The 26311-nt window shown below is 68.8% G+C and carries 29 protein-coding genes; 25 read left to right on the top strand and 4 right to left on the bottom strand.

Translation table 11 applies throughout. The features are described 5' to 3' along the window. Positions 1–42: 42 nt before the first annotated feature. The gene (locus EPA99_RS11475) at positions 43–345 is read left to right on the top strand and encodes a hypothetical protein (protein ID WP_129471356.1); all 303 of its coding nucleotides are present in this window, start codon (positions 43–45) and stop codon (positions 343–345) included. Between the two features lie 41 nt (positions 346–386). On the opposite strand, the gene parE is transcribed toward EPA99_RS11475, so the two are convergent. Continuing rightward, positions 387–2276 (bottom strand): DNA topoisomerase IV subunit B, encoded by a 1890-nt coding sequence (gene parE / locus EPA99_RS11470; RefSeq protein WP_129471355.1) that lies wholly within the window; start codon positions 2274–2276, stop codon positions 387–389. Positions 2277–2498: 222 nt separating this feature from the next. On the opposite strand from parE, the gene EPA99_RS11465 reads away from it, so the two are divergent. From EPA99_RS11465 to truD, 11 genes are all read left to right on the top strand, one after another. Further along, positions 2499–3536, top strand: a complete 1038-nt coding sequence (locus tag EPA99_RS11465) for a glucokinase (protein WP_129471354.1) — start codon at positions 2499–2501, stop codon at positions 3534–3536. Positions 3537–3558: 22 nt separating this feature from the next. Continuing rightward, a complete protein-coding gene (locus tag EPA99_RS11460; RefSeq protein ID WP_129471353.1) occupies positions 3559–4560 on the top strand; it encodes a glycosylasparaginase in 1002 nt (333 codons plus the stop codon). 5 nt (positions 4561–4565) lie between these two features. Further along, on the top strand, positions 4566–5297 hold the full coding sequence (locus EPA99_RS11455) for a copper homeostasis protein CutC (protein WP_129471352.1): 732 nt from the start codon (positions 4566–4568) through the stop codon (positions 5295–5297). A 129-nt stretch (positions 5298–5426) separates the two neighbouring features. Continuing rightward, positions 5427–5684, top strand: a complete 258-nt coding sequence (locus EPA99_RS11450) for a hypothetical protein (RefSeq protein ID WP_129471351.1) — start codon at positions 5427–5429, stop codon at positions 5682–5684. 132 nt (positions 5685–5816) lie between these two features. After that, positions 5817–7475, top strand: a complete 1659-nt coding sequence (pyrG, locus tag EPA99_RS11445; RefSeq protein ID WP_129471350.1) for a CTP synthase — start codon at positions 5817–5819, stop codon at positions 7473–7475. Between the two features lie 121 nt (positions 7476–7596). Further along, positions 7597–8079 carry a hypothetical protein gene (locus EPA99_RS11440; RefSeq protein ID WP_129471349.1) on the top strand — a complete coding sequence of 161 codons (483 nt, stop codon included), beginning with the start codon at positions 7597–7599 and terminating at the stop codon, positions 8077–8079. Continuing rightward, the gene (gene eno / locus EPA99_RS11435) at positions 8076–9368 is read left to right on the top strand and encodes a phosphopyruvate hydratase (protein ID WP_129471348.1); all 1293 of its coding nucleotides are present in this window, start codon (positions 8076–8078) and stop codon (positions 9366–9368) included. The genes EPA99_RS11440 and eno overlap by 4 nt, the downstream gene beginning before the upstream one ends. Positions 9369–9377: 9 nt before the next feature. Further along, positions 9378–9698 carry a cell division protein FtsB gene (gene ftsB / locus EPA99_RS11430; protein ID WP_129471347.1) on the top strand — a complete coding sequence of 107 codons (321 nt, stop codon included), beginning with the start codon at positions 9378–9380 and terminating at the stop codon, positions 9696–9698. Beyond that, positions 9695–10405: a 2-C-methyl-D-erythritol 4-phosphate cytidylyltransferase gene (gene ispD, locus EPA99_RS11425; protein WP_129471346.1), complete on the top strand. Its 711-nt coding sequence runs from the start codon at positions 9695–9697 to the stop codon at positions 10403–10405. The genes ftsB and ispD overlap by 4 nt, the downstream gene beginning before the upstream one ends. Before the next feature lie 239 nt (positions 10406–10644). Beyond that, positions 10645–11139: a 2-C-methyl-D-erythritol 2,4-cyclodiphosphate synthase gene (gene ispF / locus EPA99_RS11420; RefSeq protein WP_129471345.1), complete on the top strand. Its 495-nt coding sequence runs from the start codon at positions 10645–10647 to the stop codon at positions 11137–11139. A gap of 43 nt (positions 11140–11182) precedes the next feature. Next, on the top strand, positions 11183–12265 hold the full coding sequence (truD, locus tag EPA99_RS11415; protein ID WP_129471344.1) for a tRNA pseudouridine(13) synthase TruD: 1083 nt from the start codon (positions 11183–11185) through the stop codon (positions 12263–12265). A 42-nt stretch (positions 12266–12307) separates the two neighbouring features. Here the strand turns inward: truD and EPA99_RS11410 are convergent, their stop codons facing one another. Beyond that, complete coding sequence (locus EPA99_RS11410) at positions 12308–12886, bottom strand: Smr/MutS family protein (RefSeq protein ID WP_129471343.1); 579 nt, start codon at positions 12884–12886, stop codon at positions 12308–12310. Positions 12887–12988: 102 nt separating this feature from the next. Between EPA99_RS11410 and surE the strand changes: the two genes are divergently transcribed. From surE to poxB, 5 genes are all read left to right on the top strand, one after another. Further along, positions 12989–13768, top strand: coding sequence for a 5'/3'-nucleotidase SurE (gene surE / locus EPA99_RS11405; protein WP_129471342.1), 780 nt, complete (start codon positions 12989–12991; stop codon positions 13766–13768). Next, on the top strand, positions 13765–14445 hold the full coding sequence (locus EPA99_RS11400; protein ID WP_129471341.1) for a protein-L-isoaspartate(D-aspartate) O-methyltransferase: 681 nt from the start codon (positions 13765–13767) through the stop codon (positions 14443–14445). The genes surE and EPA99_RS11400 overlap by 4 nt, the downstream gene beginning before the upstream one ends. Further along, positions 14442–15056 (top strand): YqaA family protein, encoded by a 615-nt coding sequence (locus EPA99_RS11395; RefSeq protein ID WP_129471340.1) that lies wholly within the window; start codon positions 14442–14444, stop codon positions 15054–15056. The genes EPA99_RS11400 and EPA99_RS11395 overlap by 4 nt, the downstream gene beginning before the upstream one ends. After that, a complete protein-coding gene (locus EPA99_RS11390; protein WP_425479200.1) occupies positions 15035–15835 on the top strand; it encodes a peptidoglycan DD-metalloendopeptidase family protein in 801 nt (266 codons plus the stop codon). Before EPA99_RS11395 ends, EPA99_RS11390 begins: the two co-directional genes overlap by 22 nt. A gap of 239 nt (positions 15836–16074) precedes the next feature. After that, positions 16075–17799 carry a ubiquinone-dependent pyruvate dehydrogenase gene (gene poxB, locus EPA99_RS11385; protein WP_129471338.1) on the top strand — a complete coding sequence of 575 codons (1725 nt, stop codon included), beginning with the start codon at positions 16075–16077 and terminating at the stop codon, positions 17797–17799. Positions 17800–18355: 556 nt separating this feature from the next. On the opposite strand, the gene EPA99_RS11380 is transcribed toward poxB, so the two are convergent. Beyond that, the gene (locus EPA99_RS11380) at positions 18356–18730 is read right to left on the bottom strand and encodes an Mth938-like domain-containing protein (protein WP_129471337.1); all 375 of its coding nucleotides are present in this window, start codon (positions 18728–18730) and stop codon (positions 18356–18358) included. Between the two features lie 57 nt (positions 18731–18787). Continuing rightward, entirely contained in the window at positions 18788–19093 is a 306-nt protein-coding gene (gene yhbY / locus EPA99_RS11375) for a ribosome assembly RNA-binding protein YhbY (RefSeq protein WP_129471336.1), read from the bottom strand. Positions 19094–19179: 86 nt separating this feature from the next. On the opposite strand from yhbY, the gene rlmE reads away from it, so the two are divergent. From rlmE to hflX, 8 genes are all read left to right on the top strand, one after another. Further along, complete coding sequence (rlmE, locus tag EPA99_RS11370) at positions 19180–19812, top strand: 23S rRNA (uridine(2552)-2'-O)-methyltransferase RlmE (protein WP_129471335.1); 633 nt, start codon at positions 19180–19182, stop codon at positions 19810–19812. 49 nt (positions 19813–19861) lie between these two features. After that, a complete protein-coding gene (gene ftsH / locus EPA99_RS11365) occupies positions 19862–21799 on the top strand; it encodes an ATP-dependent zinc metalloprotease FtsH (RefSeq protein WP_164978640.1) in 1938 nt (645 codons plus the stop codon). An 80-nt stretch (positions 21800–21879) separates the two neighbouring features. Further along, complete coding sequence (locus EPA99_RS18715) at positions 21880–22050, top strand: hypothetical protein (protein WP_164978639.1); 171 nt, start codon at positions 21880–21882, stop codon at positions 22048–22050. A 114-nt stretch (positions 22051–22164) separates the two neighbouring features. Then, the gene (locus tag EPA99_RS11360; RefSeq protein ID WP_164978629.1) at positions 22165–22368 is read left to right on the top strand and encodes a hypothetical protein; all 204 of its coding nucleotides are present in this window, start codon (positions 22165–22167) and stop codon (positions 22366–22368) included. 41 nt (positions 22369–22409) lie between these two features. Continuing rightward, complete coding sequence (gene folP / locus EPA99_RS11355; RefSeq protein ID WP_129471332.1) at positions 22410–23312, top strand: dihydropteroate synthase; 903 nt, start codon at positions 22410–22412, stop codon at positions 23310–23312. Positions 23313–23372: 60 nt separating this feature from the next. Continuing rightward, positions 23373–24329, top strand: coding sequence for a tRNA (adenosine(37)-N6)-dimethylallyltransferase MiaA (gene miaA / locus EPA99_RS11350; protein WP_129471331.1), 957 nt, complete (start codon positions 23373–23375; stop codon positions 24327–24329). Positions 24330–24442: 113 nt separating this feature from the next. Further along, a complete protein-coding gene (gene hfq / locus EPA99_RS11345) occupies positions 24443–24715 on the top strand; it encodes an RNA chaperone Hfq (RefSeq protein WP_129471330.1) in 273 nt (90 codons plus the stop codon). 95 nt (positions 24716–24810) lie between these two features. Continuing rightward, positions 24811–26127, top strand: coding sequence for a ribosome rescue GTPase HflX (gene hflX / locus EPA99_RS11340; RefSeq protein ID WP_129471475.1), 1317 nt, complete (start codon positions 24811–24813; stop codon positions 26125–26127). Positions 26128–26311 lie beyond the last annotated feature (184 nt).

The raw sequence follows: 26311 nt of genomic DNA, 5'->3' as shown, positions 1-26311 counted from the left end.
TCCAGGGAAGTGGTGACAGCCGCGTTTCAGGGGATCACCACCATGCAGTACGCAGACCGCAGCGCCGACCTGAGTCGGCAGTTCGTCCGCCAGGCCAACGAGGCCATGGCCAATGCCCGATCCAGGATGACGCTGAGCGCGCGCGCCGCGCGCAGCCTTCGTCGTGGCACGCTCATCCTCGGGCTGATGGCGGCAACGCTGACCGCCATGCAGTTGCAGACTGTCGGCCTGTGGCACGCCCTGGCAAGCGCGTTCGGCGTGCTGGTGATCAGCACCGGGTTGGGCCTGATGGCCGAGCTGCTGCTGGGCTCGGGCCGTCTGGCGCAGGCGCCGACACAGCGCTGAGCCCGTGCCGGCCGCAAGGCCGGCGTCACCCATCGCCCGGGTCAGACCTCCAGCGAGGCCAGGTCGCCCTTGGTCTCCAGCCAGGCCTTGCGATCGCTCGCGCGCTTCTTGGCCAGCAGCATGTCCATCAGTCCGGCGGTCTGTTCGGCATCGTCCACGGTCAGCTGCACCAGGCGGCGGGTGTCGGGATGGATGGCCGATTCGCGCAGCTGCGAGGGGTTCATCTCGCCCAGGCCCTTGAAGCGAGTCACGTTGACCTGGCCCTTGAGCTTCTCACGCGCGATCTTCTCCAGCAGCAGGCGCTTTTCTTCCTCGTCCAGCGCGTAGAACACCTGCTTGCCCACGTCCACGCGGAACAGCGGCGGCATCGCCACGAACACGTGGCCGGCGGCCACCAGCGCGGGGAAATGCTTGAGGAACAGGGCCGAGAGCAGGGTGGCGATGTGCAGGCCGTCGGAGTCGGCGTCGGCCAGGATCACCACCTTGCCGTAGCGCAGGCCGGAGATGTCGTCCTTGCCCGGGTCGCAGCCGATGGCGATGGCCAGGTTGTGGACTTCCTCAGAGGCCAGCACGCTGCCCGAGGCCACTTCCCAGGTGTTCAGGATCTTGCCGCGCAGCGGCATGATGGCCTGGAAATCCTTGTCGCGGGCCTGCTTGGCACTGCCACCGGCCGAGTCGCCCTCCACCAGGAACAGCTCGGTGCGCGAGAGGTCCTGGCTGATGCAGTCGGCCAGCTTGCCGGGCAGGGCCGGGCCCGAGGTGACCTTCTTGCGGACGATCTGCTTCTCGGTCTTGAGCCGCGCGCTGGCGCGCTCGATCGCCAGCTGGGCGATCTGCAGTCCGGTCTCCACATGCTGGTTGAGCCACAGGCTGAAGGCGTCGTGCGCGGCGCCCTCGATGAAGCCGGCGGCCTGGCGCGAGGACAGGCGCTCCTTGGTCTGCCCGGAGAACTGCGGGTCGGTCATCTTCAGCGACAGCACGAAGGCCACGCGGTCCCAGACATCCTCCGGCGCCAGCTTGACCCCGCGCGGCAGCAGGTTGCGGAAATCGCAGAACTCCCGCAGCGCGTCGGTCAGGCCCGAGCGCAGGCCGTTGACATGGGTGCCGTGCTGGGCGGTGGGAATCAGGTTGACGTAGCTTTCCTGCACCAGCTCGCCCTCGGGAACCCAGGCCACGGCCCAGTCCACGACCTCGGTGTCCTTCTTGAGGGTGCCGACGAACAAGTCGGCCGGCAGCAGCTCGCGGCCGGTCATCTCGCCCTTGAGGTAGTCGCGCAGGCCGTCCTCGAAGTACCAGCTGTCCTGCTCGCCGCTGGCTTCGTCGGTCAGCTTGACCGTCAGGCCCGGGCACAGCACCGCCTTGGCGCGCAGCAGGTGGCGCAGGGCGCGCACGTTGATCTTAGGGGTGTCGAAGTACTTCGGGTCGGGCCAGAAGCGCAGGCGGGTGCCGGTGTTCTTCTTGCCCACCGTGCCGACCACTTCCAGCGGGCTGGCGCGGTCGCCGTCGCGGAAGGTGATGCGGTGCTCGGCGCCTTCGCGCTTGATGTGGATCTCCACCAGCGTGGACAGCGCATTGACCACGCTCACGCCTACGCCGTGCAGGCCGCCGGAGAAGGTGTAGTTCTTGTTGCTGAACTTGCCGCCGGCATGCAGGCGGGTGAGGATCAGCTCGACGCCGGGGATCTTCTCTTCCGGGTGGATGTCCACCGGCATGCCGCGGCCGTCATCGGCCACCTCCACGCTGCCGTCCTTGAACAGGGTCACCTCGACGGTCCTGGCGTGGCCGCCCAGGGCCTCGTCCACGGAGTTGTCGATGACTTCCTGCGCCAGGTGGTTGGGGCGCGCGGTGTCGGTGTACATGCCGGGCCGGCGCTTGACCGGGTCCAGGCCGGAAAGGACTTCGATGTCAGCGGCGTTGTAGCGGGTATTCATTCGGTCGATCAGGTCGTGTGTGAGCCACGAAGGCGGGCAAGTGTGGCGGCTGGGGGGCGGATTTGCACGCCCGCCGCCCGCAGCGGCAGACGACACGCGGGCGCATGGGGCGCGAGGCGGCTTGCCGATACAATCGGTTCCAGGCGGATAGCGGATCCGTCCGGTGCCAGCGCCCTGGCGCGTGAACGCCGGTGCCCAGGCGCCGGATGCAGGAGATCCTACGTGGTGCAAGTCGCCGCCCGTGAGACAGCGGGCGCCCCCGGCCAGGCCGGGGAGCAATTCATCGTGGCCGCCGATGTCGGTGGCACCTATGCCCGCCTGGGCCTGGTGCGCCTGGCCGCTTCCGGGTCTCCCGAACTGGTCCTGCACAAGCGCTATGCCGGCGCCGAGTTCGCCAGCCTGGCCGCGGTGCTGTGCCGTTTCCGCCAGGACCTGGCGGCCGAAGGCGTGGAGGCGTTCCCTTCCGAAGGCGTGGTGGCCATCGCCGGCCTGCTGCAGGGCGATGCCTTGCTCAACGCCAACCTGCCATGGCCGGTCTCGCTGTCGGCGACCCGGCGCGACTCGGGCCTGCAGCACTTTCGGCTGATCAATGATTTCGAGGCCCTGGCCTGGGCATTGCCGCACGTGGCTCCAGGGCAGATGCGGCCGCTGGCCGGCGGTGAGCCCGGCCCGGTGCGCTTTCCTGCGCTGCTGCTGGGGCCCGGCACGGGCCTGGGCGCGGCCCTGGCGGTGTGGGGCGATGGCGGCTTCAGCGTCCAGCCCAGCGAGGCCGGCCACGCGGCGCTGGCGGCGGCCACGCCCCTGGAGCTGGACGTGGTGCGCGTGCTGCAGCGCCGGTTCGGCCATGTCGACAACGAGCGCGCGCTGTCCGGCACCGGCCTGATGAACCTCTACGCGGCCGTGTGCGAACTGCGCAGCGCCAGCCCTGTCTACGCCACGCCGGCCGAACTGGTGGCTGCTGCCGAGGCCGGGTCCGACGCCGACGCGCTGGCGGTCGAATGCCTGGAGCTGTTCTGCCAGTGGCTGGGCAGCCTGGCAGGCGATCTGGCCATCACCTTCTGCGCGCATTCGGTCTACCTGGCCGGCGGCCTGGCCGGGCACCTGGGCCAGCATCTGCAGGCCGGCGGCTTCATGCGCCGGTTCCTGGACAAGGGCGTGCTGGCCAGCGCCCTGCGCGAAGTGCCGGTGTCGTGCATCGAACACGGCCAGCTCGGCATCCTCGGCGCGGCCGCCTGGCACGCCGCCCATCCCGCTTCCTGACCCCCACCCGGAGCCTTCGCCCATGCCCTCACGCCGCACCTTCCTGCAGTCCTCGCTCCTGGCCGCCGGCGCGGCCGCACTGCCCAGGGCCTTGGCCAAGACCGGCCCGAGTGGCGCCAAGGTGGTCTCGACCTGGGATTTCGGCGTGCCGGCCAACCAGGCCGCCTGGGCGGTGCTGGCCAAGGGCGGCAGCGCGATCGATGCGGTCGAGGCGGGCGCGCGCTGGGCCGAGACCGGGCAGTGCAATTCCACCGTGGGGCGCTGCGGCTATCCGGACCGCGACGGCTTCGTGACCCTGGATGCCAGCATCATGAAGGGCGACGGCAGCTGCGGCTCGGTGGCGGCGCTGGAGGGCATCGACCACCCGATCACCGTCGCCAGGCGGGTGATGGAAAAGACCCCGCACGTGATGCTGGTCGGCGCCGGCGCCCAGCAGTTCGCCATCGAGCAGGGCTTCAAGGCCCAGGACCTGCGCACGCCGGAGGCCGAGAAGGCCTGGAAGGAATGGCTGAAGACCTCCAAGTACGCGCCGGAGATCAACGTCGAGCAGCGTGCCATGCCGGGCAACAAGGAAAACCACGACACCATCGGCATGCTGGCCATCGACGCCAGCGGCCAGCTGGCCGGTGCCTGCACCACCAGCGGCATGGCCTGGAAGATGCGCGGCCGGGTCGGCGACAGCCCCATCATCGGCGCCGGCCTGTACGTGGACAACGAGGTCGGCGGGGCCACCGCTTCGGGCGTGGGCGAGGAGATGATCCGCAACGCCGCCAGCTTCCTGGTGGTGGAACTGATGCGCCAGGGCCGCAGCCCGGCCGAGGCCTGCCGTGAAGCCATCGAACGTGTGGTCAGCAAGCGCCCGGAGGCCAGCAAGGAACTGCAGGTCTGCTTCCTGGCCATGAACAAGCATGGCGAGGTCGGCGCCTTCGCCCTGCACCAGGGTTTCTCCTACGCGGTCTGCGATGCCGGCAAGCAGGATGCGCTGCTGCGCTCGCAGTCGATCTACACCAGTCAGAAGTCCTGAGCACGATGTCGCTCCCCGAGCGCGCGCTGCTGGAGATCGCCGCCAACTCGCTGGAGTCGGCGCTGGCGGCCCAGGAAGGCGGCGCCGACCGCATCGAGCTGTGCGAGAACCTGGGCGAGGGCGGCTGCACGCCGTCCTACGGCACCCTGGCGCTGGCCAGGGACCGCCTTCGGATTCCGCTGTACGTGCTGATCCGCCCGCGTGGCGGCGATTTCGTCTACTCGCCGACCGAGTGGGAGGTGATGCAGCGCGATATCGAGCTGTGCGTGCAGCTGGGGTGCGACGGGGTGGTGATCGGCGGGCTAACCGCCCAGGGCCAGGTGGACTGGGACGGCTGCAGCCGGCTGGTTGCGGCCGCTGGCGGCCTGGGCGTGACCTTCCACCGCGCCTACGACTGCGTGGTCGATCCTGGGACCGCGCTGGAGCAGATCGTCGGGCTGGGCTGCGAGCGCATCCTGACCTCCGGCGCGCACGACGATGCCCTGCAGGGCGCGGCCGCCATCGCCCACAGCGTGGCCCGTGCGCGCGGACGGCTCTCGATCATGGCCGGCGCCGGGGTCACGCCGCAGACCCTGCCTGCGATCGCCAGCCGCAGTGGCGCGCACGAGTTCCACGCCTCGGCCAAGACGCTGATGCCTGGCATCAGCCCGGCGAGCGCGCCGCAGGGTCTGTCGCCTGCCTATTGGCGCAGCAGCGCCGCGCTGGTCCGGCAGCTGCGCGCCAGCCTGCCGGCTTGATCAGCCCAGCGCCGCTTTCGGTCCATCGCATCACCGCATTCAGGGGGCGCTGAGCCGTCGCGGCGTAGGGTAGTGGTCGCCGAAGTGGGCGTGGCTCACTGGCGATTGGAGTTGTCGAGGAGGCTCACCATGAAAATCCGAACCGTGTTGATGCTGGCCGGTGCCGTGTTCGCGATGTCGTCGGCCGTGTCGGCCCTGGCCCAGTCCAGCGCGCCGCAGAACAACGACGGCAAGTCGGCGAGTGCGCAGAACGACACCCGCAGCGAGGCCGAGAAGCGCGCCGCGCGCCGTGCCGCCAACGAGGCGCGCGCCAAGCAGCAGGCGGCGCAGGGGCAGGGCCCCACGCCCAGCGAGGAAGAAGAGGAAGAGGGCAAGCGCAAGCCCTGAATCTCAGCGGCTCGCTTGCTCTGACCGCGCCCCGGCCTGTCCGGGGCGCGGCTTTTTCGGGGTTCGGTTCCACGAGGGGTTTGGCCCTCGGCGGGCGCACCCGGTAGACTATGGCTTTCCTGGAGCGCCTTCATGACTCCCCTGATTTTTGTGACCGGTGGCGTGGTGTCCTCGCTTGGCAAGGGCATTGCCGCAGCGTCGCTCGCGTCCATCCTCGAAGCGCGTGGCCTGAAGGTCACGATGATGAAGCTGGACCCCTACATCAACGTCGATCCGGGCACGATGAGCCCGTTCCAGCACGGCGAGGTGTACGTCACCGACGACGGCGCCGAGACCGACCTGGACCTGGGCCACTACGAGCGCTTCGTCCGCACCCGCCTGAGCCGCAAGAACTCGGTCACCACCGGCCGGATCTACGAGAACGTGATCCGCAAGGAGCGCCGCGGCGACTACCTGGGCGCCACCGTGCAGGTCATCCCGCACATCACCGACCAGATCAAGCACAGCATCGACGAGGCCACCGAGGGCTTCGACATCGGCCTGGTCGAAATCGGCGGCACCGTGGGCGATATCGAATCGCTGCCGTTCCTGGAGGCCATCCGCCAGATCCGCGCCGAGCGCGGCCCGGAGAAGGCCGTCTTCATGCACCTGACCCTGGTGCCCTACATCGCCGCGGCCGGTGAGCTGAAGACCAAGCCGACCCAGCACTCGGTCAAGGAACTGCGCTCCATCGGCATCCAGCCCGACGTGCTGCTGTGCCGTTCCGAGCAGGAAATCCCGGACAGCGAGCGTCGCAAGATCTCCTTGTTCACCAACGTCTCCGAGCGTGCGGTGATCACCCTGCGCGACGTGGACGTGCTCTACAAGATCCCGCTGGGCCTGCACGAGCAGGGGCTGGACCAGTTCGTGATCGATCGCCTGCGCCTGCCAGCCCAGGACAGCTGCGACCTGTCCGAGTGGGAAGCGGCGGTGGATGCCACGCTCAACCCGCTGGATGAAGTCACCATCGCCGTGGTCGGCAAGTACGTGGACCACAAGGACGCCTACAAGTCCGTGGGCGAGGCGCTCAAGCACGGCGGCCTGCGCCAGCGCACGCGCGTCAACCTGAAATGGCTGGAATCGCAGGACGTGGAATCGGATGCGGACGCGCTCAAGGGCGTGGACGGCATCCTGGTGCCGGGTGGCTTCGGCGACCGCGGTTTCGAAGGCAAGGTGATGACCGCCAAGTACGCCCGCGAAAGCGGCGTGCCGTACTTCGGCATCTGCTACGGCATGCAGGCGGCGGTGGTGGATTACGCACGCCATGTCTGCGGCCTGGAAGCGGCCAACAGCACCGAAAACGACAAGCTCAGCCCGCATCCGGTGATCGGCCTGATCACCGAGTGGCGCACCAGCTCGGGCGAGCTGGAAAGGCGCGATGAGAAGTCCGACCTGGGCGGCACCATGCGCCTGGGCCTGCAGGAGCAGCGCCTCAAGCCGGGCACCCTGGCGCGCGAGCTGTACGGCAAGGACGTGGTGTCCGAGCGTCACCGTCACCGCTACGAGTTCAACAACCGCTACCGCACCCAGCTGGAAGATGCCGGCCTGGTGATCGCCGCCAAGTCGATGGACGACCTGCTGGTGGAAATGGTGGAACTGCCGCGCGATCGGCATCCGTGGTTCCTGGCCTGCCAGGCGCACCCGGAGTTCCTGTCCACCCCGCGCGACGGCCATCCGCTGTTCGTCGGCTTCATCCGTGCCGCGCGCGAGCGCAAGGCCGGCGGCAAGCTGCTCAAGGAAGCCCGCGCGTGAGATCCAGCGGGCGTGCCGTGACCGGCAGGCTGTCGCCGCTGCGCGCCGATGCCTGTCCGCGCCTGCACGGGGAGCACGCCCGCTGATGCCCGCGCCTGAGGGGCCTGCCAAGCGCGCTGGCGTGGCGCTGCTGATCTGCGGTGCTTTGCTGCTTTCGCTCGCGGCCTGTTCCGGCCAGGGCGCCGATCAGGCCGCCGAGGCGGCCAAGGCCGCGCGCAAGGTCGAGCCGGACGTGGTCAACAGGCGCCTGGATGAGCTGCAGGCCTGCTCGGTGGCGTCCGGGCGCAAGCAGGGCGTGACCGGCGCCAACTACGCCCAGAAGATCGCCCAGGCCGGCGTGCAGGCCGAGCTGCTGGCCGATGCCCGGCTCATCGCCGCCGAACGCCTGGCCGTGTACAACCAGCTCTCGCCGCCGAAGACCGATGTGCAGCGCGTCAACAACGCGCTGGCCGCGATCGACGACATGTCCTACTTCGTCAAGTACGGACCGGCCGTCAATCTGCGCGCGCGGATTTATCATGCGTATTACGAATCCAAGCTCTCCGGGAATGACTGCCCGGTTCCCCCAGACCTCCTCGTCCTGATCAACAAGGCCCAACCGTGACCCAGATCGCCAAGCTCCATGCCCGTGAAATCCTCGACAGCCGCGGCAACCCCACCCTGGAAGCCGAAATCACGCTGAGCGACGGCAGCTTCGGCCGCGCCGCGGTGCCCTCCGGTGCCTCCACCGGCGCCAAGGAAGCCGTGGAGCTGCGCGATGGCGACAAGACCCGCTACCTGGGCAAGGGCGTGCGCAAGGCCGTGGAGAACGTCAACACCACCATCGCCTCGGCGCTGGCCGACTTCGACGCCGCCGACCAGGAAGGCCTGGACCGTCGCCTGATCGACCTGGACGGCACCGAGAACAAGGGCCGCCTGGGCGCCAACGCGCTGCTGGCCGTGTCCATGGCCAATGCCCATGCCGTGGCCGCCTCCAAGGGCAAGCCGCTGTGGCAGCACCTGGCCGACACCAGCGAGGCCGATGTCAGCCTGCCGGTGCCGATGATGAATATCATCAACGGCGGTGCGCATGCCGACAACAACGTGGACTTCCAGGAGTTCATGGTGCTGCCGGTGGGCTTCTCCTCCTTCTCCGAGTCGCTGCGCGCCGGCACCGAGATCTTCCACGCGCTCAAGAGCGTGCTCAAGGGCCACGGCCTGAGTACCGCGGTGGGCGACGAGGGTGGCTTCGCGCCGGATTTCCGCAGCAATGTCGAGGCGCTGGACACCATCCTGGAAGCCATCGGTAAGGCTGGCTACACCGCGGGCGAGGACGTGCTGCTGGGCCTGGACGTGGCTTCTTCCGAGTTCCACGACAACGGCAAGTACAACCTGGTCGGCGAGAACAAGCGCCTGACCTCCGAGCAGTTCGTCGATTTCCTGGCCGACTGGGCCGCGCAGTACCCGATCATCACCATCGAAGACGGCATGGCCGAGGACGACTGGGCCGGCTGGAAGCAGCTGACCGACCGCATCGGCAAGAAGGTGCAGCTGGTGGGTGACGACCTGTTCGTCACCAACCCGAAGATCTTCAAGGAAGGCATCGAGTCGCAGACCGCCAACGCCATCCTGATCAAGGTCAACCAGATCGGCACGCTGACCGAGACGCTGGAAGCCATCGCCATGGCCCACCACGCCGGCTACGCCTCCATCGTCTCGCATCGCTCCGGCGAGACCGAGGACACCACCATCGCCGACATCGCCGTGGCCACCACCGCCACCCAGATCAAGACCGGCTCGCTGTGCCGCAGCGACCGCGTGGCCAAGTACAACCAGCTGCTGCGCATCGAAGAAGCCCTGGGCAGCGGCGCGCGTTACGCCGGTCGCAACGCGTTCGTCTCGCTCAAGCGCTAAGGATCTGCGATGGCCAAGGCCCGCTGGCTGCTGCTGGTGCTGGTGGTCCTGGCGGGCCTGTTGCAGTACCACTTCTGGTACGGGCGCGGGAACTCGGGCGAGGTCAAGATGCTCGAGAACCAGGTCGCCCACCAGAAGCGGGAGAACGAAGGCCTGCGCCAGCGCAACGATGCGCTGGCCGCCGAGGTGGAGGACCTCAAGTCCGGCGAAGCGGCCGTGGAAGAGCGCGCCCGCAGCGAGCTGGGCATGATCAAGCCCGGTGAAAAGTTCTACCGGGTCGTGGAGACGCCGCAGCCCGCGGCGCCTTCCGACAACGCGCCCGCCCCATGACCCGACCGCTGTGGGTGGTGCTGCCAGCGGCCGGCCGCGGCACGCGCTTCGGTGCGCCATTGCCCAAACAGTATCTGCAGGTGGGCGGCAAGCGGCTGATCGAGCACACGCTCGACGCGCTGATGGCGCACCCACGCATTGCCGGGGTCATGGTGGCGATCTCGCAGGGCGATGCCGACTGGCCCGGCTGGACCACGCACGCAGGCAAGCCGGTGCTGACCTGCATCGGCGGCGCCACACGTGCCGACTCGGTGCGTGCCGGGCTGGCCGCGCTCGATGCCGTGACCGGCGAGCAGGACATGGTGCTGGTGCACGACGCGGCGCGCCCGAACATCGCGCCGCAGGATCTGGATGCGCTGTTGGCCCAGCAGTCGCACGCGGTCGGCGGCATTCTCGCCGCGCCGGTGCGCGACACCTTGAAGCGTGCCGCGGACGATGGCGCCATCGAGGCCACCGAGCCACGCGCCCGCCTGTGGCGCGCCCTGACCCCACAGATGTTTCGCCGCCGCCCCTTGCTGGAGGCGCTGGATGCGGCATCCGCGGCGGGCGTGGAAGTGACCGACGATGCGATGGCGATGGAACGGCTGGGCCTGCGCCCGCTGCTGGTGGAAGGCCGCGAGGACAACTTCAAGGTCACCACGCCGGCGGACCTGGAGCGTTTTGCCTTCGTGCTGGCGTGTAAGCGAGGAGTGAGTGGAGAGGGGTGAGAAGTGAGTGGAACAGCCCAGGTGCATGATGCTGCATGCCGCCTCGGCGACCGCTCATCGTGACTCCTTTCTACCCGGTTGCCGCGAGAGGGACGAGGAGTGAGCGAAGAGGAGTGAGAAGTGAGCGGAACAGCCGAAGCTTCGGCTTTCCGAATTCGGCGGGCCCCGGCGCTCACTCCTCACTCCTCTCCACTCACTCCTATAAAATGGCGGCCGTTTTCGCCGCTTCGGACCCGCCCATGAGCTCGCTTCCTCCCTTCCGCATCGGCCAGGGGTTCGACGTGCATGCCTTCGGCGAGGGCGATCATCTGATGATCGGTGGCATCGCGGTGGCCCACACCCAGGGCGTGCTGGCGCACAGCGATGGCGATGTCGTCATCCATGCGCTGTGCGATGCCATGCTCGGCGCGCTTGCGCTGGGCGATATCGGCCAGCATTTCCCGCCTTCCGATCCGCAATGGAAGGGCGCGGACAGCGCGGCCTTTCTCACCCACTGCAACGCGCTCATTGCCGGCGAAGGCGGCTGGCGCGTGGGCAATGCCGACATCACCGTGATTTGCGAGCGTCCCAAGATCGGCCCGCACGCATTGGCCATGCGCGAACGCCTTGCCGGTCTGCTTGGCGTTGCGCTGTCGCAGGTCAGCATCAAGGCCACCACCACCGAAAAGCTGGGCTTCACCGGGCGCGGTGAGGGCATCGCCGCGCAGGCCGCCGTGCTGCTGGTGCAGGGATGATCGCGCGCATGTCCAACGCCGCGCGCTTGCGCGTGGGCCCCGCATGAGCGGCTCGGCGCTTCCCAACGCCTTCGGCACTCCGGTGCTCGAGTCGGTCATGCGCGCCACGCCGGAAGACTTCCGGGTGGACGAGCTGGACGGCTTCCAGGCCCATGGCGAGGGCGAGCACTTGCTGCTCACCATCGAAAAGCGCGGCCTCAACACCACCGACGTGGCGCGCAGGCTGGCGCGTTGGGCCGGGATCGGTGAGGTCGGCATCGGCTATGCCGGCATGAAGGATCGGCATGCGGTCACCACCCAGCGCTTCAGCGTGCACCTGCCCAAGCGCGTGGCACCGGCGCTGGAGGCCTTGCAGGAAAGCGCGTCGGGCGAGGGCACGCTGAAGGTCGTGCATCAGCACTGGCACAACCGCAAGCTGCCGCGCGGTGCGCTGGCAGGCAATCGCTTCACCCTGACCTTGCGCCAGGTGCGGGGCGAACGCGAGGCCATCGCCGCGCGGCTGCAGCAGATCGCTCAGCGCGGTATTCCCAACTGGTTCGGCGAACAGCGCTTCGGGCGCGGTGGCGGCAATGTCGCGCAGGCGCTGGCGATGTTCGCCGGGCGCCGGGTCAAGCGCGAACAGCGCTCGATGCTGCTGTCAGCCGCGCGCTCGCAGCTGTTCAACCAGGTCCTGACCCGGCGCGTGGAAGCGGGCTGCTGGGACCAGCCGATGGAGGGCGAGGTGTGGATGCTGGCGGGCAGCCGCAGCGTGTTCGGTCCGGAAGCCTGGAGCGAGGCCCTGGCCGAGCGCCTGGCGAGCTTCGACATCCATCCCAGCGGACCGCTGTGGGGCGAAGGCGAGTTGCGCAGCGCACACGCCTGCGCGGCGCTGGAGCTGGACGCGGTGTCCGATGCGGCCTCGCTCAAGCTGCGCCAGGGCCTGGAGCAGGCCGAGCTGAAGCAGGAGCGCCGCGCGCTGCGCTTGCGCCCGGAGCAGTTCGCCTGGCAGTGGCTGGCCGAGGACGTGCTGGAGTTGCGCTTCGCGCTGCCGCCGGGCGCCTACGCCACGGCGGTGCTGCATGAGCTGGGGCAGGTCGGTGAGGCCGGTCGCGATGAACGCGGCGAGGCGCAGGCGGACGCTCGCTGAGCGCAGGCGGTGTCCAGAGCCGGAAGCTTCCAGATCGATCCTTCAGGGCGATCCGGGCCGGCGCGCACTCAGCAGCACCACCACCGCGCCAGTGCCACCCTGGGCGGGAATGGCCGAATGGAAGCCCAGCACGTCCGCGCGCTGGCGCAGCACCCGGTCCACCACGTTCTTCAACACCGGGATATCCGCATCCGAGCCCAGGCCCTTGCCGTGCACGATGCGGATGCAGGCCGTGCCGGCGCGCTGCGCCTCGCGCAGGAACATTCGCAGCAGCTGTTCGGCCTGCGCGGCGGTGGCGCCATGCAGGTCCAGTTCGTCCTGGATGGAAAACTGCCCGCGCTTGAGCCGCTGCCAGATGCGCGCGGGCAGCTCGTTGCGATGGTAGGACAGGGTGTCGCCGGCCTCGATGGGCATGGCCTCCAGGCCGCGCCGGAACTCGCTCAAGGCGGCCTGTTCATCGTGCTCGGCCATGCGCGCGCGTGGACGCGGGCGCGGCTTCTGCGGCGCGGGCGTCTGGCTGTGCACGCGGCGCACCTCCCCGATGGCCTGGCGAAACAAGGCGGCATCGTCCGCCTCGGGAGCCTGGGGCGGTGCGGCGGGCGGATCGGCGGGCTTGCGCATGCGTCCAGGGTAGCGGCCAACGCCAGCGCTGCAAGCGGCCGCAAGGCCGGCAAGCCGGTCGCCGGCTTCCGGTATCATTGCGTGCGCAACTGAAGGAGCACCATGCGCGTACTGGTTTCAAACGATGACGGCGTCGACGCCCCCGGGATCCGCATCCTAGCCGAGGGCCTCCGTGCGGCAGGACATGACGTGTGGGTGGTCGCCCCGGATCGGGACCGCTCCGGCGCCAGCAACTCGCTCACCCTGGACCTGCCGATCCGCACCCGCCAGATCGACGAGCGCACCATCCGCGTCAACGGCACGCCCACCGACTGCGTCCACCTGGCGCTGACCGGCATGCTGGACTTCGATCCGGACATCGTGGTGTCCGGCATCAACAACTCCGCCAACCTGGGCGATGACGTGATCTATTCCGGCACCGTCTCGGCGGCGATGGAAGGGCGTTTCCTCGGGCTGCCGGCGGTGGCCGTGTCGCTGGTGACCCGCGATCATTTGCCTCGGCATTTCGAGACCGCCGCGCGCGCCGCGGTGGAGGTGGTGGCGCGGCTCAAGGCCGATCCGCTGCCGGCCAACACCATCCTCAACCTCAACGTGCCGGACCTGCCGTGGCAGGAGGTCAAGGGCTTCGAGGTCACCAGGCTGGGCAACCGCCATCGCTCCGAGGCCTGCATGCCGCAGAACGATCCGCGCGGCGGCACCGTGTACTGGATCGGTCCGGCCGGGGCCGAGCAGGACGCAGGTCCGGGCACCGACTTCCACGCCGTGCGCACCGGCAACATCTCCATCACCCCGATCCATGTCGATCTCACCCGTTACCAGGCGCTGGAGAACGTGGCCAGCTGGGTGGGTGGACTGACCGCCGCGCTTGAGGACGGGGCATGACCCCACGTCTGCGCCTGCAGCCGGAGGCCATCGGCGTCGGGATGACCTCCCAGCGCGTGCGCGACCGCCTGGTCGAGCGCCTGCGCGATGCGGGCATCGCCGACGAGCACGTGCTCAACGCCATCCGCACCGTGCCGCGGCATCTGTTCATCGATGAGGCCCTGGCAAGTCGCGCCTACGAGGACACCGCCCTGCCGATCGGCCATGGTCAGACCATCTCCCAGCCGTGGGTAGTGGCGCGGATGACCGAGGTGCTGCTGCAGGGCGATGCCCCCCACAAGGTGCTGGAGATCGGCACCGGCTCGGGTTACCAGGGCGCGGTGCTGGCTGCGCTGGGGCTTGAGGTTTATACCGTCGAGCGCATCGGCGACCTGTTGCGCCAGGCGCGCAAGCGCCTGCGTGGGCTGGGGTTGAACGTGCGCAGCAAGCACGACGATGGGCGCATCGGGTGGCCCGAGCATGGCCCCTTCGACGCCATCATGGTCACTGCCGCCGCACCGGCGCTGGTGCCGGCGCTGGTCACCCAACTGCGCGTGGGCGGCACCTTGATCGCGCCGGTGGGCGAGAGCGGGGGACAGTCCCTGATCAAACTGGTCAAGCGCCAGGACGGGGGCGTGGATGAAACCGTGCTGGCCCCGGTGGTGTTCGTTCCCCTCCTGTCAGGAACCCTGGATTGAAACTCTTCGGCCCCCTTTATGACCGTGCGCTGCGCTGGTCGGCCCATCGCCATGCGCCGCGCCTGCTGACCGGATTGAGCTTCATCGAGGCGATCTTCTTCCCGGTCCCGCCGGAAGTCATGCTGGCGCCGATGTCGTTGGCCCAGCCCAAGCGCGCGCTGTGGTTCGCCACGCTGAGCCTGGCTGGCTCGCTGGCCGGTGCGGTGGTGGGCTACGCCCTGGGCCACTTCGCCTATGCCGCGGTGCAGCCGCTGATCGATGCGCTGGGCTGGCGCCATGCCATCGATGAGCAGGTCAACCACCTGCGCCAGGTCGTGGCCGAGTCGCCGTGGAAGGCGTTCTGGCTGCTCGTGCTCGCCGGCTTCACGCCCATCCCGTTGAAGATATTCACATGGGCCTCAGGCATCGTCGGCGTGCCGCTGCTACCGTTCCTGCTCAGCATGTTCGTGGGGCGTGGCAAGCGGGTGTTCCTGCTGGCCATCGCGCTGCGGTTGGGCGGGGCACGCGCGGCCAATGCGCTGGAACGATGGATCGAGCCGATCGGCTGGATCTCCGCGGCGGTCCTGGCCGCGGTGGCTGGCTGGTTTGTCTGGAAAGCAACGAACGGATGATGGAACCGATGAAGAAGTCTGTGGGCGTCGCGCTGCTGGCCAGTCTGTTCGCGCTGGCGGCCTGTACGACCACGGTCGTTCGGACACCGGGCGGCTCCTCCGCCGGGCGGACTTCAACGGCCGCGCCGGCCAAGGTCTCCAAGCCCAAGTACGGCAAGACCGTGCGCATCGAACGGGGCGACACGCTCTACGGCGTGGCCTCGCGCAACGACATCCTGGCGACGGACCTGGCGGCGTGGAATGGCATCGCACCGCCGTACACCATCTATCCCGGGCAGACGCTGCGCTTGTATCCCTCGGGCGCCAAGGGTGGCAGCACCGCTGGAACGCCCGCGCCGGCCACGCCGCGCTCGAGCACGCCGACCGCAAGCCCGCCGCCAGCACCGGCCCCGGCGCCGATCAATAGCGGCATCGCCTGGCGCTGGCCTGCCGACGGCCAGGTGGTCGGCCGTTTCACCAACGGCGACCAGACCAAGCAAGGCATCGACATTGCCGGCAGCAGCGGCCAGGCGGTGCGCGCCACGGCCGATGGCGTGGTGGTGTATTCCGGCGCCGGACTGGTGGGTTACGGTGAGCTGATCATCGTCAAGCACAACGAATCGTGGCTGTCGGCCTACGGCCACAACCGCAAGCGCCTGGTCAACGAGGGCCAGAACGTCAAGTCCGGCCAGCAGATCGCAGAGATGGGGCGCAGTGGCGCGGCCCGCGACATGCTGCACTTCGAGATCCGCTACAACGGCAAGCCGGTCGATCCGATGTCCTACCTGCCGGCGCGCTGAGCGCGTCGATACGCCGCCGGTGAGCCGGATCGCCGGCGGCACGCCATCGAGGCGGGGGGCTCGAAGACGTCCAAGGCGATGCGATGCGCCAAGGACGCGGAAATCGCGGCTAATCGGCATGGGTGGCTGGACGCCAACGCAAGCCCGGACGACGCTCAAGGCTGGCCGCTTGAAGGGCGACAAGACAAGAAATGCACTCGGGGCTCGGCATGCTGTGGTCTTTAGACCGGAGAACCCCCATGGCAGTTAAGACTGTTGCCGATCTACTCGTTGCGACCCTGGAAGCGGCCGGCGTGGACACCATCTGGGGTCTGCCAGGGGATTCGCTCAATGGCCTGACCGAAAGCCTGCGCCAGCGCGACCAGATCCGCTGGCGGGGCGTGCGCCACGAGGAAGCGGCGGCCTTCGCCGCCAGTGCCGCGGCCGATGCCACCGGTCGTCTGGCGGTCTGCGCTGGCTCCTGTGGCCCCGGCAACCTGCACCTGATCAATGGCCTGTTCGACGCCCAGCGCAGCGGCGCGCCGGTGCTGGCCATCGCCGCGCAGATTCCCTCCAGCGAAATCGGACTGGGTTACTTCCAGGAGACGCATCCGGAGCGGCTGTTCCGCGATTGCAGCGACTACTGCGAGGTGGTGTCCCATCCCGAGCAGCTGCCGCGCATCCTGGAGACCGCGATGCGCTCGGCCATCCTCAACCGTTCGGTGTCGGTGGTGGTGATCTCCGGTGACGTCGCCTTGGCAGATGCGCCGACCAAGCAGGTGAAGTGGAGCGAGCCGGTGCGTCCGGTGGTGGTACCGCCGCCGGAAGAACTGGACGCCTTGGCCGAACTGCTGGCGGGCGAGGAGCGCATCACCCTGCTATGCGGCGCCGGCTGCGCCGGGGCCCACGCGCAGGTGGTCGCCCTGGCCGAGCGCCTCAAGGCGCCGGTGGTGCATGCGCTGCGTGGCAAGACCCATGTGGAGTACGACAACCCCTTCGATGTGGGCATGACCGGCCTGATCGGCTTTTCCTCCGGCTATCACGCGCTCAAAGAGTGCGACCTGCTGGTGATGCTGGGCAGCAACTTCCCCTACCGCAACTTCTACCCGGACCACGGCCGCGTGGTGCAGATCGACCTGCGTGGCGCCCGCCTGGGCGTGCGCACGCCCCTGCTCAAGGGCTTGGTGGGCGATGTCGGCGCCACCCTCAACGCCTTGCTGCCGCGCTTGCAGCACAATGCCAACAGCCGTTTCCTCGACAAAGCGCAGGCGCACTACCGCAAGACGCGCGCCGAGCTGGACGAGCTGGCCAGCCCGACCCCAGACGACACCCCCCTGCACCCGCAGTACCTCACCGCCCGGGTCAGCGCACTGGCGGCCCAGGACGCCTTGTTCACCTGCGACGTGGGCACGCCCACGGTCTGGGCAGCGCGCTACCTGGCGATGAACGGCGAGCGCAAGCTAGCCGGGTCTTTCAATCACGGCTCCATGGCCAATGCCGTGCCCCAGGCAATGGGCCTGCAGGCGGCCTTCCCCGACCGTCAGCTCGTGGCCCTGGCCGGCGACGGCGGGCTGTCGATGCTGATGGGCGAGCTGGCGACCCTGGCCAGCCAGGCGCTGCCGGTCAAGGTCATCGTCTACGACAACGCCACCTTAGGCTTTGTCGCCATGGAGATGAAGGCTGCCGGCATGATCGATGAGACCACCGATCTGTCCGCCATCGATTTCGCCCAGGTGGCGCAGGCCTGTGGCGTACAGGCCTGGACGGTGGAATCGGCCAGCCAGCTCGATGCGACGCTGCAGGCGGCCTTTGCCCATCCCGGGCCGGCGCTGGTGGACGTGCGCATCGCCAAGCAGGAACTGTCGATGCCACCGAAGATCCAGGCCGCCCAGGCCAAGGGCTTCAGCCTCTACATGCTGCGCGCGGTGATGAGCGGGCGGGGCAGCGAGTTGGTGGAGCTGGCCAAGACCAACGTGCTGCGCTGACCCGACCGCCCCGCCCAGCCAAGCCGTGGCCGTAGGGTGGATGACGCTCTCTCATCCACCATCGCGAGAGAGGGCAGGCTAGGCGTAATGGCGTGCGAGCCCCACGCGCCACCAGCTGCGCGGCGCGCAACACAAATGCGCGGAGACGCCGTTCGAGGTTTTCGTGGGAGTCTCGCCGCAGCGGGCGCCTCGGTGGACAAGCTTCGCGTTGTCCACCCTACGGCCGATGGCGCTCCTTCGTCCGCCAACGCCGAGGACGGCAGCGTAGGCAATCGGCCCGCCACCCGCCAAGCGCGGCGCGGCGACACTGATACGCCGCGACGCGCCCTGAGGTTCTTGCGTGATCTTGCCGCAGCGGGCGCCTTGGTGGACAAGCTTCGCGTTGTCCACCCCACGTAGGGTGGATGACGCTTTCTCATCCACCGCCTCGCACCGAATCACGCCATTGACGGCCAGGCCGCACCCGCATGTCAGCGTTGAGATGGCCAAATGCGGCTTGGCCTCTTGCGCAGAGACCGGTGCGGCGATGCACGCGCCGCAGGGGCGCAACCGCAACTCAGGCCTCGAGCATGAACCCGGCAACCACGCGCCGGCCTTCGCTGGCCAGGATGTTGTAGGTGCGCGCGGCGGCATCGTTGGCCATGACTTCCAGGCCCACGCCCCGGCCCAGGCAGGCGGCCATGGTCTCGGCCGGCGGGAACACCTGCCGGCTGCCGGTGCCCAGCAGGATCAGTTCAGGCTTCAGGTCCAACAAAGGAGCCAGGTGCTCGGGCTGCAGCACCTCGCCTGCGACCACCTGCCACTGCGGCAGCAGGGACTCGGGCGCCAGCACGAAGCTGGCGGTCAGCGTCTGGTCGTTAACCCGCGCGCTACGCCCGTCGGCGCCGCGCAAGGTGTAGGTGTAATCGGGCAGTTCCTGGGCGAGCGGCATGGGACGTGTTCCTCAAAAGCGGCAGCGCGACCGACCCACCAGCCGGGCGAGGGACCCTCAGGCCCGCGGCAGCACGATCTGGCGCTTGTCTTCGCTGGGGCGGTAGAGCACCGCGGTGTGGCCGATCCGCTGCACCAGGGCAGCGCCGGTCTGCTGGACCATCTCGTCGATGATGGCATCGCGCGCCGGGCGGTCCTCGGCGCCGACCTTGACCTTGATCAGCTCGTGGTGCTCCAGGGCCAGGCCGAGTTCGGCAATGAAGGCCGGGGTCAGGCCCTTGCCGCCGATCTGCAGCATGGCCTTCAGGTCATGCGCCTGCCCGCGGAGGAATCGGATCTGGGAGGCGGTCAGGGCAGGGGACATGCAGGATCGTAAGCGGTGACATAGGGGAGATCAGGGTAACATGGGGGCGAACTTCCGCCCCCGATTGGTGCTGGACGGCACCGCATATGGCCACCCGCAGTAAAAGCAGCCAGCGCTGGCTGAAGGAACACTTCTCCGACCCCTACGTGAAGAAGGCCCAGGCCGAGGGCCTGCGCTCGCGTGCAGCCTACAAGCTGGAAGAGCTGCTGGAGCGTGACCGCCTGCTCAAGCCGGGCATGGTGGTGGTCGACCTGGGGGCCGCCCCGGGCGGCTGGTCGCAGTTCGTCCGCCAGGCCATGGGCGACAGCGGGCGGGTGGTGGCCATGGACATCCTGGACATGCCGCCGCTGGCCGGGGTGGATTTCCTTCACGGGGACTTCAGGGAACAGGCCGTGTTATCGCAGCTGGAAGGCATGTTGGACGGCCAGCCGGTGGACCTTGTGCTGTCGGATATGGCCCCCAATAAGAGTGGTGTCGATGCGGTTGATCAGCCGCGGGCGATGTACCTGGCGGAGCTGGCGATGGAGTTCGCCGACACCCACCTGAAGCCCGGCGGCGCGTTCCTGATCAAGTTGTTCCAGGGTGTGGGCTTCGACGACTACATCCGGGACCTGCGCAAGCGCTACGCACGCGTGGTGATCCGCAAGCCGGACGCCTCGCGCAAGCGGTCGCCGGAAGTGTATGCACTCGGGCAAGGCAAGCACGCCACCCCGCGGTGAGAGTAGAGTTCAAACGGCCTGAGCCACGGGAATACCGAGAGTCATGAGGATGAACGACTTGACCAAGAATCTTCTGTTGTGGGTTGTCGTCGCCGTCGTTCTGATGGTGGTGTTCCAGAGCTTCTCGCCCCGCATGGGCGGAGCGGCCGGGGCCGGGCAGACGACCTACACCGACTTCCTGCAGGAGGTGAACGCGGGCCGCATCAGCTCGGTCAACTTCACCAACAAGAGCAGCCTGACCACCAATGCCATCGCCTTCAAGCGCACCGATGGCACGCAGGGGACCGTGTTCGGCCCGCAGGACGACCAGCTGGTCAACCAGCTGGTGAACAAGCAGGTCACCATCGTCCGCGAGGAGCCCGATAGCGGCATCTCGCTGGGCGCGATCCTGCTGAACTTCCTGCCGGTCCTGCTGATCATCGGCTTCTGGCTGTTCATCATGCGCCAGATGCAGGGCGGCGGCGGCGGTGCCAAGGGCGCGATGTCCTTCGGCAAGTCCCGCGCCAAGCTACAGGGCGAGGACCAGATCAAGGTCACCTTCGCCGACGTCGCCGGGTGCGATGAGGCCAAGGAAGAAGTGGGCGAGCTGGTGGAATTCCTGCGCGACCCGACCAAGTTCCAGAAGCTCGGCGGCAAGATCCCGCGCGGCGTGCTGATGGTGGGCCCGCCCGGTACCGGCAAGACGCTGCTGGCCAAGGCCATCGCCGGCGAGGCCAAGGTGCCGTTCTTCTCGATCTCCGGTTCGGATTTCGTGGAAATGTTCGTCGGCGTGGGCGCCAGCCGCGTGCGCGACATGTTCGAGCAGGCCAAAAAGCACGCGCCGTGCATCATCTTCATCGATGAAATCGATGCGGTGGGTCGCCACCGCGGTGCCGGCCTGGGCGGCGGCCACGACGAGCGCGAGCAGACCCTGAACCAGCTGCTGGTGGAGATGGACGGGTTCGAGGGTGGCGAAGGCGTGATCATCATCGCCGCGACCAACCGTCCGGACGTGCTGGACCCGGCGCTGCTGCGCCCGGGCCGGTTCGACCGACAGGTCACCGTGGGCCTGCCGGACGTGAAGGGCCGCGAGCAGATCCTGCGCGTGCACATGCGCAAGCTGCCCATCGCCGACGACGTCGAGCCGATGGTGGTGGCACGCGGCACCCCGGGTTTCTCCGGCGCGGACCTGGCCAACCTCTGCAACGAGGCGGCGCTGTTCGCCGCGCGCGGTAACGAGAAGGAGGTCCGCATGGACCACTTCGACCGCGCTCGCGACAAGATCCTGATGGGCGCCGAGCGCCGCTCGATGGCCATGAGCGAGGACGAGAAGACGCTGACGGCCTACCACGAGGCCGGCCACGCCATCGTCGGCCGCTGCGTGCCCGAGCACGACCCGGTCTACAAGGTCACCATCATCCCGCGCGGTCGCGCGCTGGGCGTGACCATGTACCTGCCCGAGGGCGACAAGTACAGCTACAACCGCACCGCGATCCAGTCGCAGCTGTGCTCGCTGTACGGTGGCCGCGTGGCCGAGGAGCTGATCTTCGGCACCGAGAAGGTCACCACCGGTGCCTCCAACGACATCGAGCGCGCGACCAAGATGGCCCGCAACATGGTCACCAAGTGGGGCCTGAGCGACGAGATGGGTCCGATCGCCTACGGCGAGGAAGAGGACGAGGTGTTCCTGGGCCGCTCGGTGACCCAGCACAAGAACGTGTCCGACGCCACGGCGCGCAAGATCGACGAGGTCGTGCGCGGCATCCTGGACAACGCCTACCAGCGCACCACCCAGATCCTGACCGAGAACATCGACAAGCTGCACACGATGGCCAAGCTGCTGCTGCAGTACGAGACCATCGACGCGCCGCAGATCGACGCGATCATGGAAGGCCGCGAGCCGCCGCCGCCGGCCGGTTGGGGCAAGTCCAACAAGGACGGCGGCAACGACAAGGGCGGTACGCCGCGGCCGCTGCCGCCGATCGCCGGGCCTGCCACGCAGAGCTGAGGCGTAGCGTTGAGGCATGTGAGAAGGGCCGGGGATTCCCGGCCCTTTTCGTTTGGATGGAGTCGACCGGGGAGAAGGCCATGCGCCGTCATGTGGGTTGGAGCGTGGCCATCGGCGTGATCCTGGGCCTGGGCATGGGCGTGGCGTTCGGCCTGGCAATGCACGACATCGGCAAGGGTCTGGGCGCGGGCGTCGTGATCGGTGGGGCGCTGGGGGCCTACATGGGCAGCAAGCGGTCCCGGGGCGGCTGACCGCGTCCCAGACCCCGGTCCGGCGCTGCGTCACATCTGCGGCCACTGCGTGTCCTTGCCTGTAGCGGAACGAAGCGGCGCATGGTGCGCCGAGCTCCGCCAAGGAGCGTATGCATGAAATGTCAGCGTGGAACGACCTGGCTTGCCCTGGGCGTGGCGGTGGGCGCCAGCCTGGGTGCGGCAACTGGCGAGATGGGCTTTTGGCTGGCGATCGGCGCCGGCATCGGCGGCGGCCTGATGTCGCTGGCCTATGGTCTGGAGGAGCAAGGCAAACGGCGGTGCGGCCGCAAAGATGCGCCCGGCCCGTCCAAGGACTGAGGCCGTATCATCACGCGCCCAAGGTTTCGTTGGAGCGCGCCATGTTCGATCTCACGCCGACGCTGGACTGTGGCGGCCGCCCCTTGCCCCTGGATCGCACGCGGGTGATGGGCATCGTCAACGTCACCCCCGACTCCTTCTCCGATGGCGGGCGCCACGACACGGTGGAGGCTGCCCTCGCCCACGCGCTGAAGCTGGTGGAGGAGGGGGCCGACCTGCTGGATATCGGCGGCGAGTCCACCCGTCCCGGCGCCGATGCGGTGCCGGTGGAGGAGGAGATCCGGCGCGTGGTGCCGGTCATCGAGGCGCTGTCGCGGCAGGTGCGGGTGCCGATCAGCATCGATACCTTCAAGCCCGAGGTGATGCGCGCGGCGGTGGACGCGGGCGCCGGCCTGATCAACGACATCCGCGCCTTGCGTGAGGACGGCGCGCTGGAAATGGCCGCGCAGCTGGGTGTGCCGGTGGTGCTGATGCACATGCAGGGCGAGCCGCGCTCGATGCAGGACGCGCCGCATTACGAGGACGTGGTGGGCGAAGTGCACCGCTTCCTGGCCGAACGCATCTTCGCCGCGGAGATGAGCGGCATCGACAAGCGCAAGCTCATCGTCGACCCCGGCTATGGCTTCGGCAAGACCACCGCGCACAACCTGATCCTGCTGGCCGGACAGTCGCGCCTGACCGAGCTGGGCGTGCCGGTGCTGGCCGGGATCTCGCGCAAGCGCAGCATTGGGGAGTTGACCAGTCGCGAGCGGCCTGCGGACCGGCTCGCCGGGTCGGTCGCCGCCCACCTGATCGCCGCCCAGCGCGGCGCGCGCATCGTGCGCGTGCACGATGTGGCCGCCACCGTCGATGCGCTCAAGGTGTGGCAGGCGGTCGATGCGGTGCCGGCCCCGCGCAAGGATGCGCCCGCTGCGGCAAGCATCCGCTGGCCGGACGAGGACTGACCGCGCACGCGGACGCAAGGCGCCGTTTCCGTCGCAGGCGGCCGCGGGCGACAATGCGCCATGTCCGCTCCGCGTCCTGCCGCCATTGCCCTGATGGGCCCCACCGCTTCGGGCAAGACCGCCCTGGCGATGGAGTGGGCGCATCGCTTGAACGGCGAGATCATCAGCGTGGATTCGGCGCTGGTCTATCGCGGCCTGGATATCGGCGCGGCCAAGCCGGACGCAGCCATGCGCGCGGCTGTGCCGCACCACCTGATCGACGTGCGCGACCCGTGGCAGACCTTTTCCGCGGCCGAGTTCGCGCAAGCCGCACGCGCAGCCGCGCGCGAGATCGCCGCCCGTGGCCGCCTGCCGATCCTGGCCGGAGGCACCGGGCTGTACTTCCAGGCGCTGCTGCAGGGCCTGGCGCCGATGCCGCCGGCCGACCCGGCCCTGCGCGCGCAGATCGCCGCCGAGGCGGCGCAGGTGGGTTGGCCGGCGCTGCACGCGCAGCTGGCGCAGGTGGATGCCGAGGCCGCCGCGCGCATCAAGCCCACCGACCCGCAGCGGATCCAGCGGGCGCTGGAGGTGTTCCGCCTGAGCGGCCAGCCGATCACGCACTGGCAGCGCCAACCCGGCAGCGACCGCCTCCCCATGCGCGTGTTGAAGCTGGCCATCGCACCGCCCGAGCGCGCGGTGCTGCATGGCAGGATCCAGGCGCGCTTCGACGCCATGCTCGCCGAAGGCTTTCTCGATGAAGTCCGCGCCCTGCGCGCGCTGCCGCAGATGCAGGCCGTCGCCGCGCCGCTGGACCTGCCTGCGGTGCGCGCGGTGGGCTACCGCCAGGCGTGGGAGCACCTGGATGGCCTGATCGATGCGGCGGGCTTTCGCGAGCGCGCCATCCAGGCCACCCGGCAGCTGGCCAAGCGGCAGCTCACCTGGCTGCGTGGCCAGCCGGATCTGCGCTGGTTCGACCCTGCGGCCGACCAGGGCCGGTTGGAGGATGCGCTCGCGCTGTTTCTGGGACTGGGTCGCTGACCACGACGATCCGGTTGTGTACTATCGGGCGACCGGTCGCTCCAGGGGACGCTGCGACTACCGGCGGATCACAACAATCACAGCCCATCGAAATGGGCGGGGGAAACAACATCATGTCCAAGGGCCAATCCCTCCAGGATCCCTTTCTGAACGCGCTGCGCCGCGAACGCGTGCCGGTGTCGGTCTATCTGGTCAATGGCATCAAGCTGCAGGGCACGGTCGAGTCGTTCGACCAGTTCGTGGTCCTGCTGCGCAACACGGTCAGCCAGATGGTCTACAAGCACGCCATTTCCACCGTCGTGCCGGCGCGCAACGTGCGCGTGGGGCCCGGTGGCGGCTACGTGCAGCAGGGCGATTCGCCCGACGGCGAGGTCGAGGGCGAGTAATCGCCGCGGCCAGACCGCAGTCACGGTTGAAGAAGGGCGCCCCCGGCACCATGTCGGGGCCATGACGTCCTGTTTGCCAAGCCATGCCCACTGAGTTGTTCGAACGCTCCAAACGGGGCGAGCACGCCCTGCTGATCCAGCCGGTGCGCGGCGGCGCGTCCGCCGCCACGGCCGACGAAGACGCTGCCGAGGAATTCACCGAGCTGGCGCGCTCGGCCGGGGCGACCATCGCCGCGGTGCTGACCGCGCGCTCGGACAAGCCCAGCCCCTCGACCTTCATCGGCAGCGGCAAGCTGGAGGAGGTCAAGGCCGCGGCCGATGCCACCGGCGCGGACCTGATCCTGGTCAATCACGCGCTCACGCCCGGCCAGGAACGCAACCTGGAAAAGGCCTTGGAGCGCCGCGTGCTGGACCGCACCGGCCTGATCCTGGACATCTTTGCCCAGCGCGCCCGCAGCCACGAAGGCAAGCTGCAGGTCGAGCTGGCTCAGCTCAAGCACATCGCCACGCGCCTGGTGCGCGGCTGGACCCACCTGGAGCGCCAGCGCGGTGGTTCCATCGGCCTGCGCGGCCCGGGTGAAACTCAGCTGGAAACCGACCGCCGCCTGTTGCAGAAGCGGGTGGACCAGCTGCAAAAGCGGCTGGAAAAGGTCGAGGTGCAGCACACGCAGATGCGCCGCGCCCGCGTGCGCAGCGAGCTGCCGCGCGTGGCCCTGGTGGGCTATACCAATGCCGGCAAATCCACCCTGTTCAACGCCATCACCGGGGCCGAGGCCTACGCGGCCGATCAGCTCTTCGCCACCCTGGACCCGACCGTGCGCCGGGTGAATCTGCCGGGTGGCGGCATCGTGCTGGCCGACACGGTCGGCTTCGTGCGGGATCTGCCACACGAGCTGGTCGCCGCCTTCCGCTCCACGCTGTCCGAGGCGCGCGAGGCCGACCTGCTGCTGCACGTGATCGATGCGGCCGACCCCCTGCGCGATGAACGCATCGCCCAGGTGGATGAGGTGCTGCACGAGATCGGCGCCGGCGATATCCCGCAGCTGCTGGTCTACAATAAGATCGACCGCATCGAGGGCGCCACCGCGCGCCACGATCAGCCCAACGAGGGGCGCGAGCGGGTGTGGTTGTCCGCCCGCGACCGACTCGGCCTGGACGTGCTCAACGACGCCCTGGCGCAGCTGCTGGACCTGCAGCGCATCCAGGGCGAGATCGCCCTGCCGGCCAGCGCCGGGCGCTTGCGCGCGCGCCTGCACGCGCTGGAAGCCGTGCGCGAGGAGCATTTCGAGGAAGGCGGCTGGCGACTGGTGCTGGACCTGGCCCGCGCCGACGCCGAGAAGCTGGCGGCGCAGCCGGAGGGTCACCTGCTGGAGGCCCTGCTGCCACCGGTCGCGCAGGACGAGTGGGCCTGAAGCTCGCTACGAAGCGGGTCGCGATCGCCATCGGAAGCTGAGCCGGGTAAGACCGCGCTCGCCGTGGTACCTGTTGGGACTCGCGACGCGCCTTCCGCTTGAGCGCAAATGCGTGTGTGTGCCGGCAAACCCGGATGCGTTGTGCGTGCAGGCGCGCAGGAAGGCCAACCCCGTGCGCGCCATG

The organism is Pseudoxanthomonas composti, from assembly GCF_004122095.1.
GTDB classification, from domain to species: domain Bacteria; phylum Pseudomonadota; class Gammaproteobacteria; order Xanthomonadales; family Xanthomonadaceae; genus Pseudoxanthomonas_A; species Pseudoxanthomonas_A composti.
This window is presented reverse-complemented; position numbering and strand designations above follow the sequence as displayed.

Bases quoted from the DNA above. Each gene is read 5' to 3' on its own strand.
- folP (WP_129471332.1), top strand. From the start codon at position 22,410: ATGTTCGATCTCACGCCGACGCTGGACTGTGGCGGCCGCCCCTTGCCC.
- EPA99_RS11410 (WP_129471343.1), bottom strand. From the start codon at position 12,886: ATGCGCAAGCCCGCCGATCCGCCCGCCGCACCGCCCCAGGCTCCCGAG.
- ispF (WP_129471345.1), top strand. From the start codon at position 10,645: ATGAGCTCGCTTCCTCCCTTCCGCATCGGCCAGGGGTTCGACGTGCAT.
- EPA99_RS11360 (WP_164978629.1), top strand. From the start codon at position 22,165: ATGAAATGTCAGCGTGGAACGACCTGGCTTGCCCTGGGCGTGGCGGTG.
- truD (WP_129471344.1), top strand. From the start codon at position 11,183: ATGAGCGGCTCGGCGCTTCCCAACGCCTTCGGCACTCCGGTGCTCGAG.
- ispD (WP_129471346.1), top strand. From the start codon at position 9,695: ATGACCCGACCGCTGTGGGTGGTGCTGCCAGCGGCCGGCCGCGGCACG.
- EPA99_RS11475 (WP_129471356.1), top strand. From the start codon at position 43: ATGCAGTACGCAGACCGCAGCGCCGACCTGAGTCGGCAGTTCGTCCGC.
- EPA99_RS18715 (WP_164978639.1), top strand. From the start codon at position 21,880: ATGCGCCGTCATGTGGGTTGGAGCGTGGCCATCGGCGTGATCCTGGGC.
- yhbY (WP_129471336.1), bottom strand. From the start codon at position 19,093: ATGTCCCCTGCCCTGACCGCCTCCCAGATCCGATTCCTCCGCGGGCAG.
- hfq (WP_129471330.1), top strand. From the start codon at position 24,443: ATGTCCAAGGGCCAATCCCTCCAGGATCCCTTTCTGAACGCGCTGCGC.
- EPA99_RS11455 (WP_129471352.1), top strand. From the start codon at position 4,566: ATGTCGCTCCCCGAGCGCGCGCTGCTGGAGATCGCCGCCAACTCGCTG.
- ftsH (WP_164978640.1), top strand. From the start codon at position 19,862: ATGAACGACTTGACCAAGAATCTTCTGTTGTGGGTTGTCGTCGCCGTC.
- pyrG (WP_129471350.1), top strand. From the start codon at position 5,817: ATGACTCCCCTGATTTTTGTGACCGGTGGCGTGGTGTCCTCGCTTGGC.
- EPA99_RS11400 (WP_129471341.1), top strand. From the start codon at position 13,765: ATGACCCCACGTCTGCGCCTGCAGCCGGAGGCCATCGGCGTCGGGATG.
- poxB (WP_129471338.1), top strand. From the start codon at position 16,075: ATGGCAGTTAAGACTGTTGCCGATCTACTCGTTGCGACCCTGGAAGCG.
- miaA (WP_129471331.1), top strand. From the start codon at position 23,373: ATGTCCGCTCCGCGTCCTGCCGCCATTGCCCTGATGGGCCCCACCGCT.
- EPA99_RS11380 (WP_129471337.1), bottom strand. From the start codon at position 18,730: ATGCCGCTCGCCCAGGAACTGCCCGATTACACCTACACCTTGCGCGGC.
- EPA99_RS11460 (WP_129471353.1), top strand. From the start codon at position 3,559: ATGCCCTCACGCCGCACCTTCCTGCAGTCCTCGCTCCTGGCCGCCGGC.
- EPA99_RS11450 (WP_129471351.1), top strand. From the start codon at position 5,427: ATGAAAATCCGAACCGTGTTGATGCTGGCCGGTGCCGTGTTCGCGATG.
- parE (WP_129471355.1), bottom strand. From the start codon at position 2,276: ATGAATACCCGCTACAACGCCGCTGACATCGAAGTCCTTTCCGGCCTG.
- rlmE (WP_129471335.1), top strand. From the start codon at position 19,180: ATGGCCACCCGCAGTAAAAGCAGCCAGCGCTGGCTGAAGGAACACTTC.
- ftsB (WP_129471347.1), top strand. From the start codon at position 9,378: ATGGCCAAGGCCCGCTGGCTGCTGCTGGTGCTGGTGGTCCTGGCGGGC.
- surE (WP_129471342.1), top strand. From the start codon at position 12,989: ATGCGCGTACTGGTTTCAAACGATGACGGCGTCGACGCCCCCGGGATC.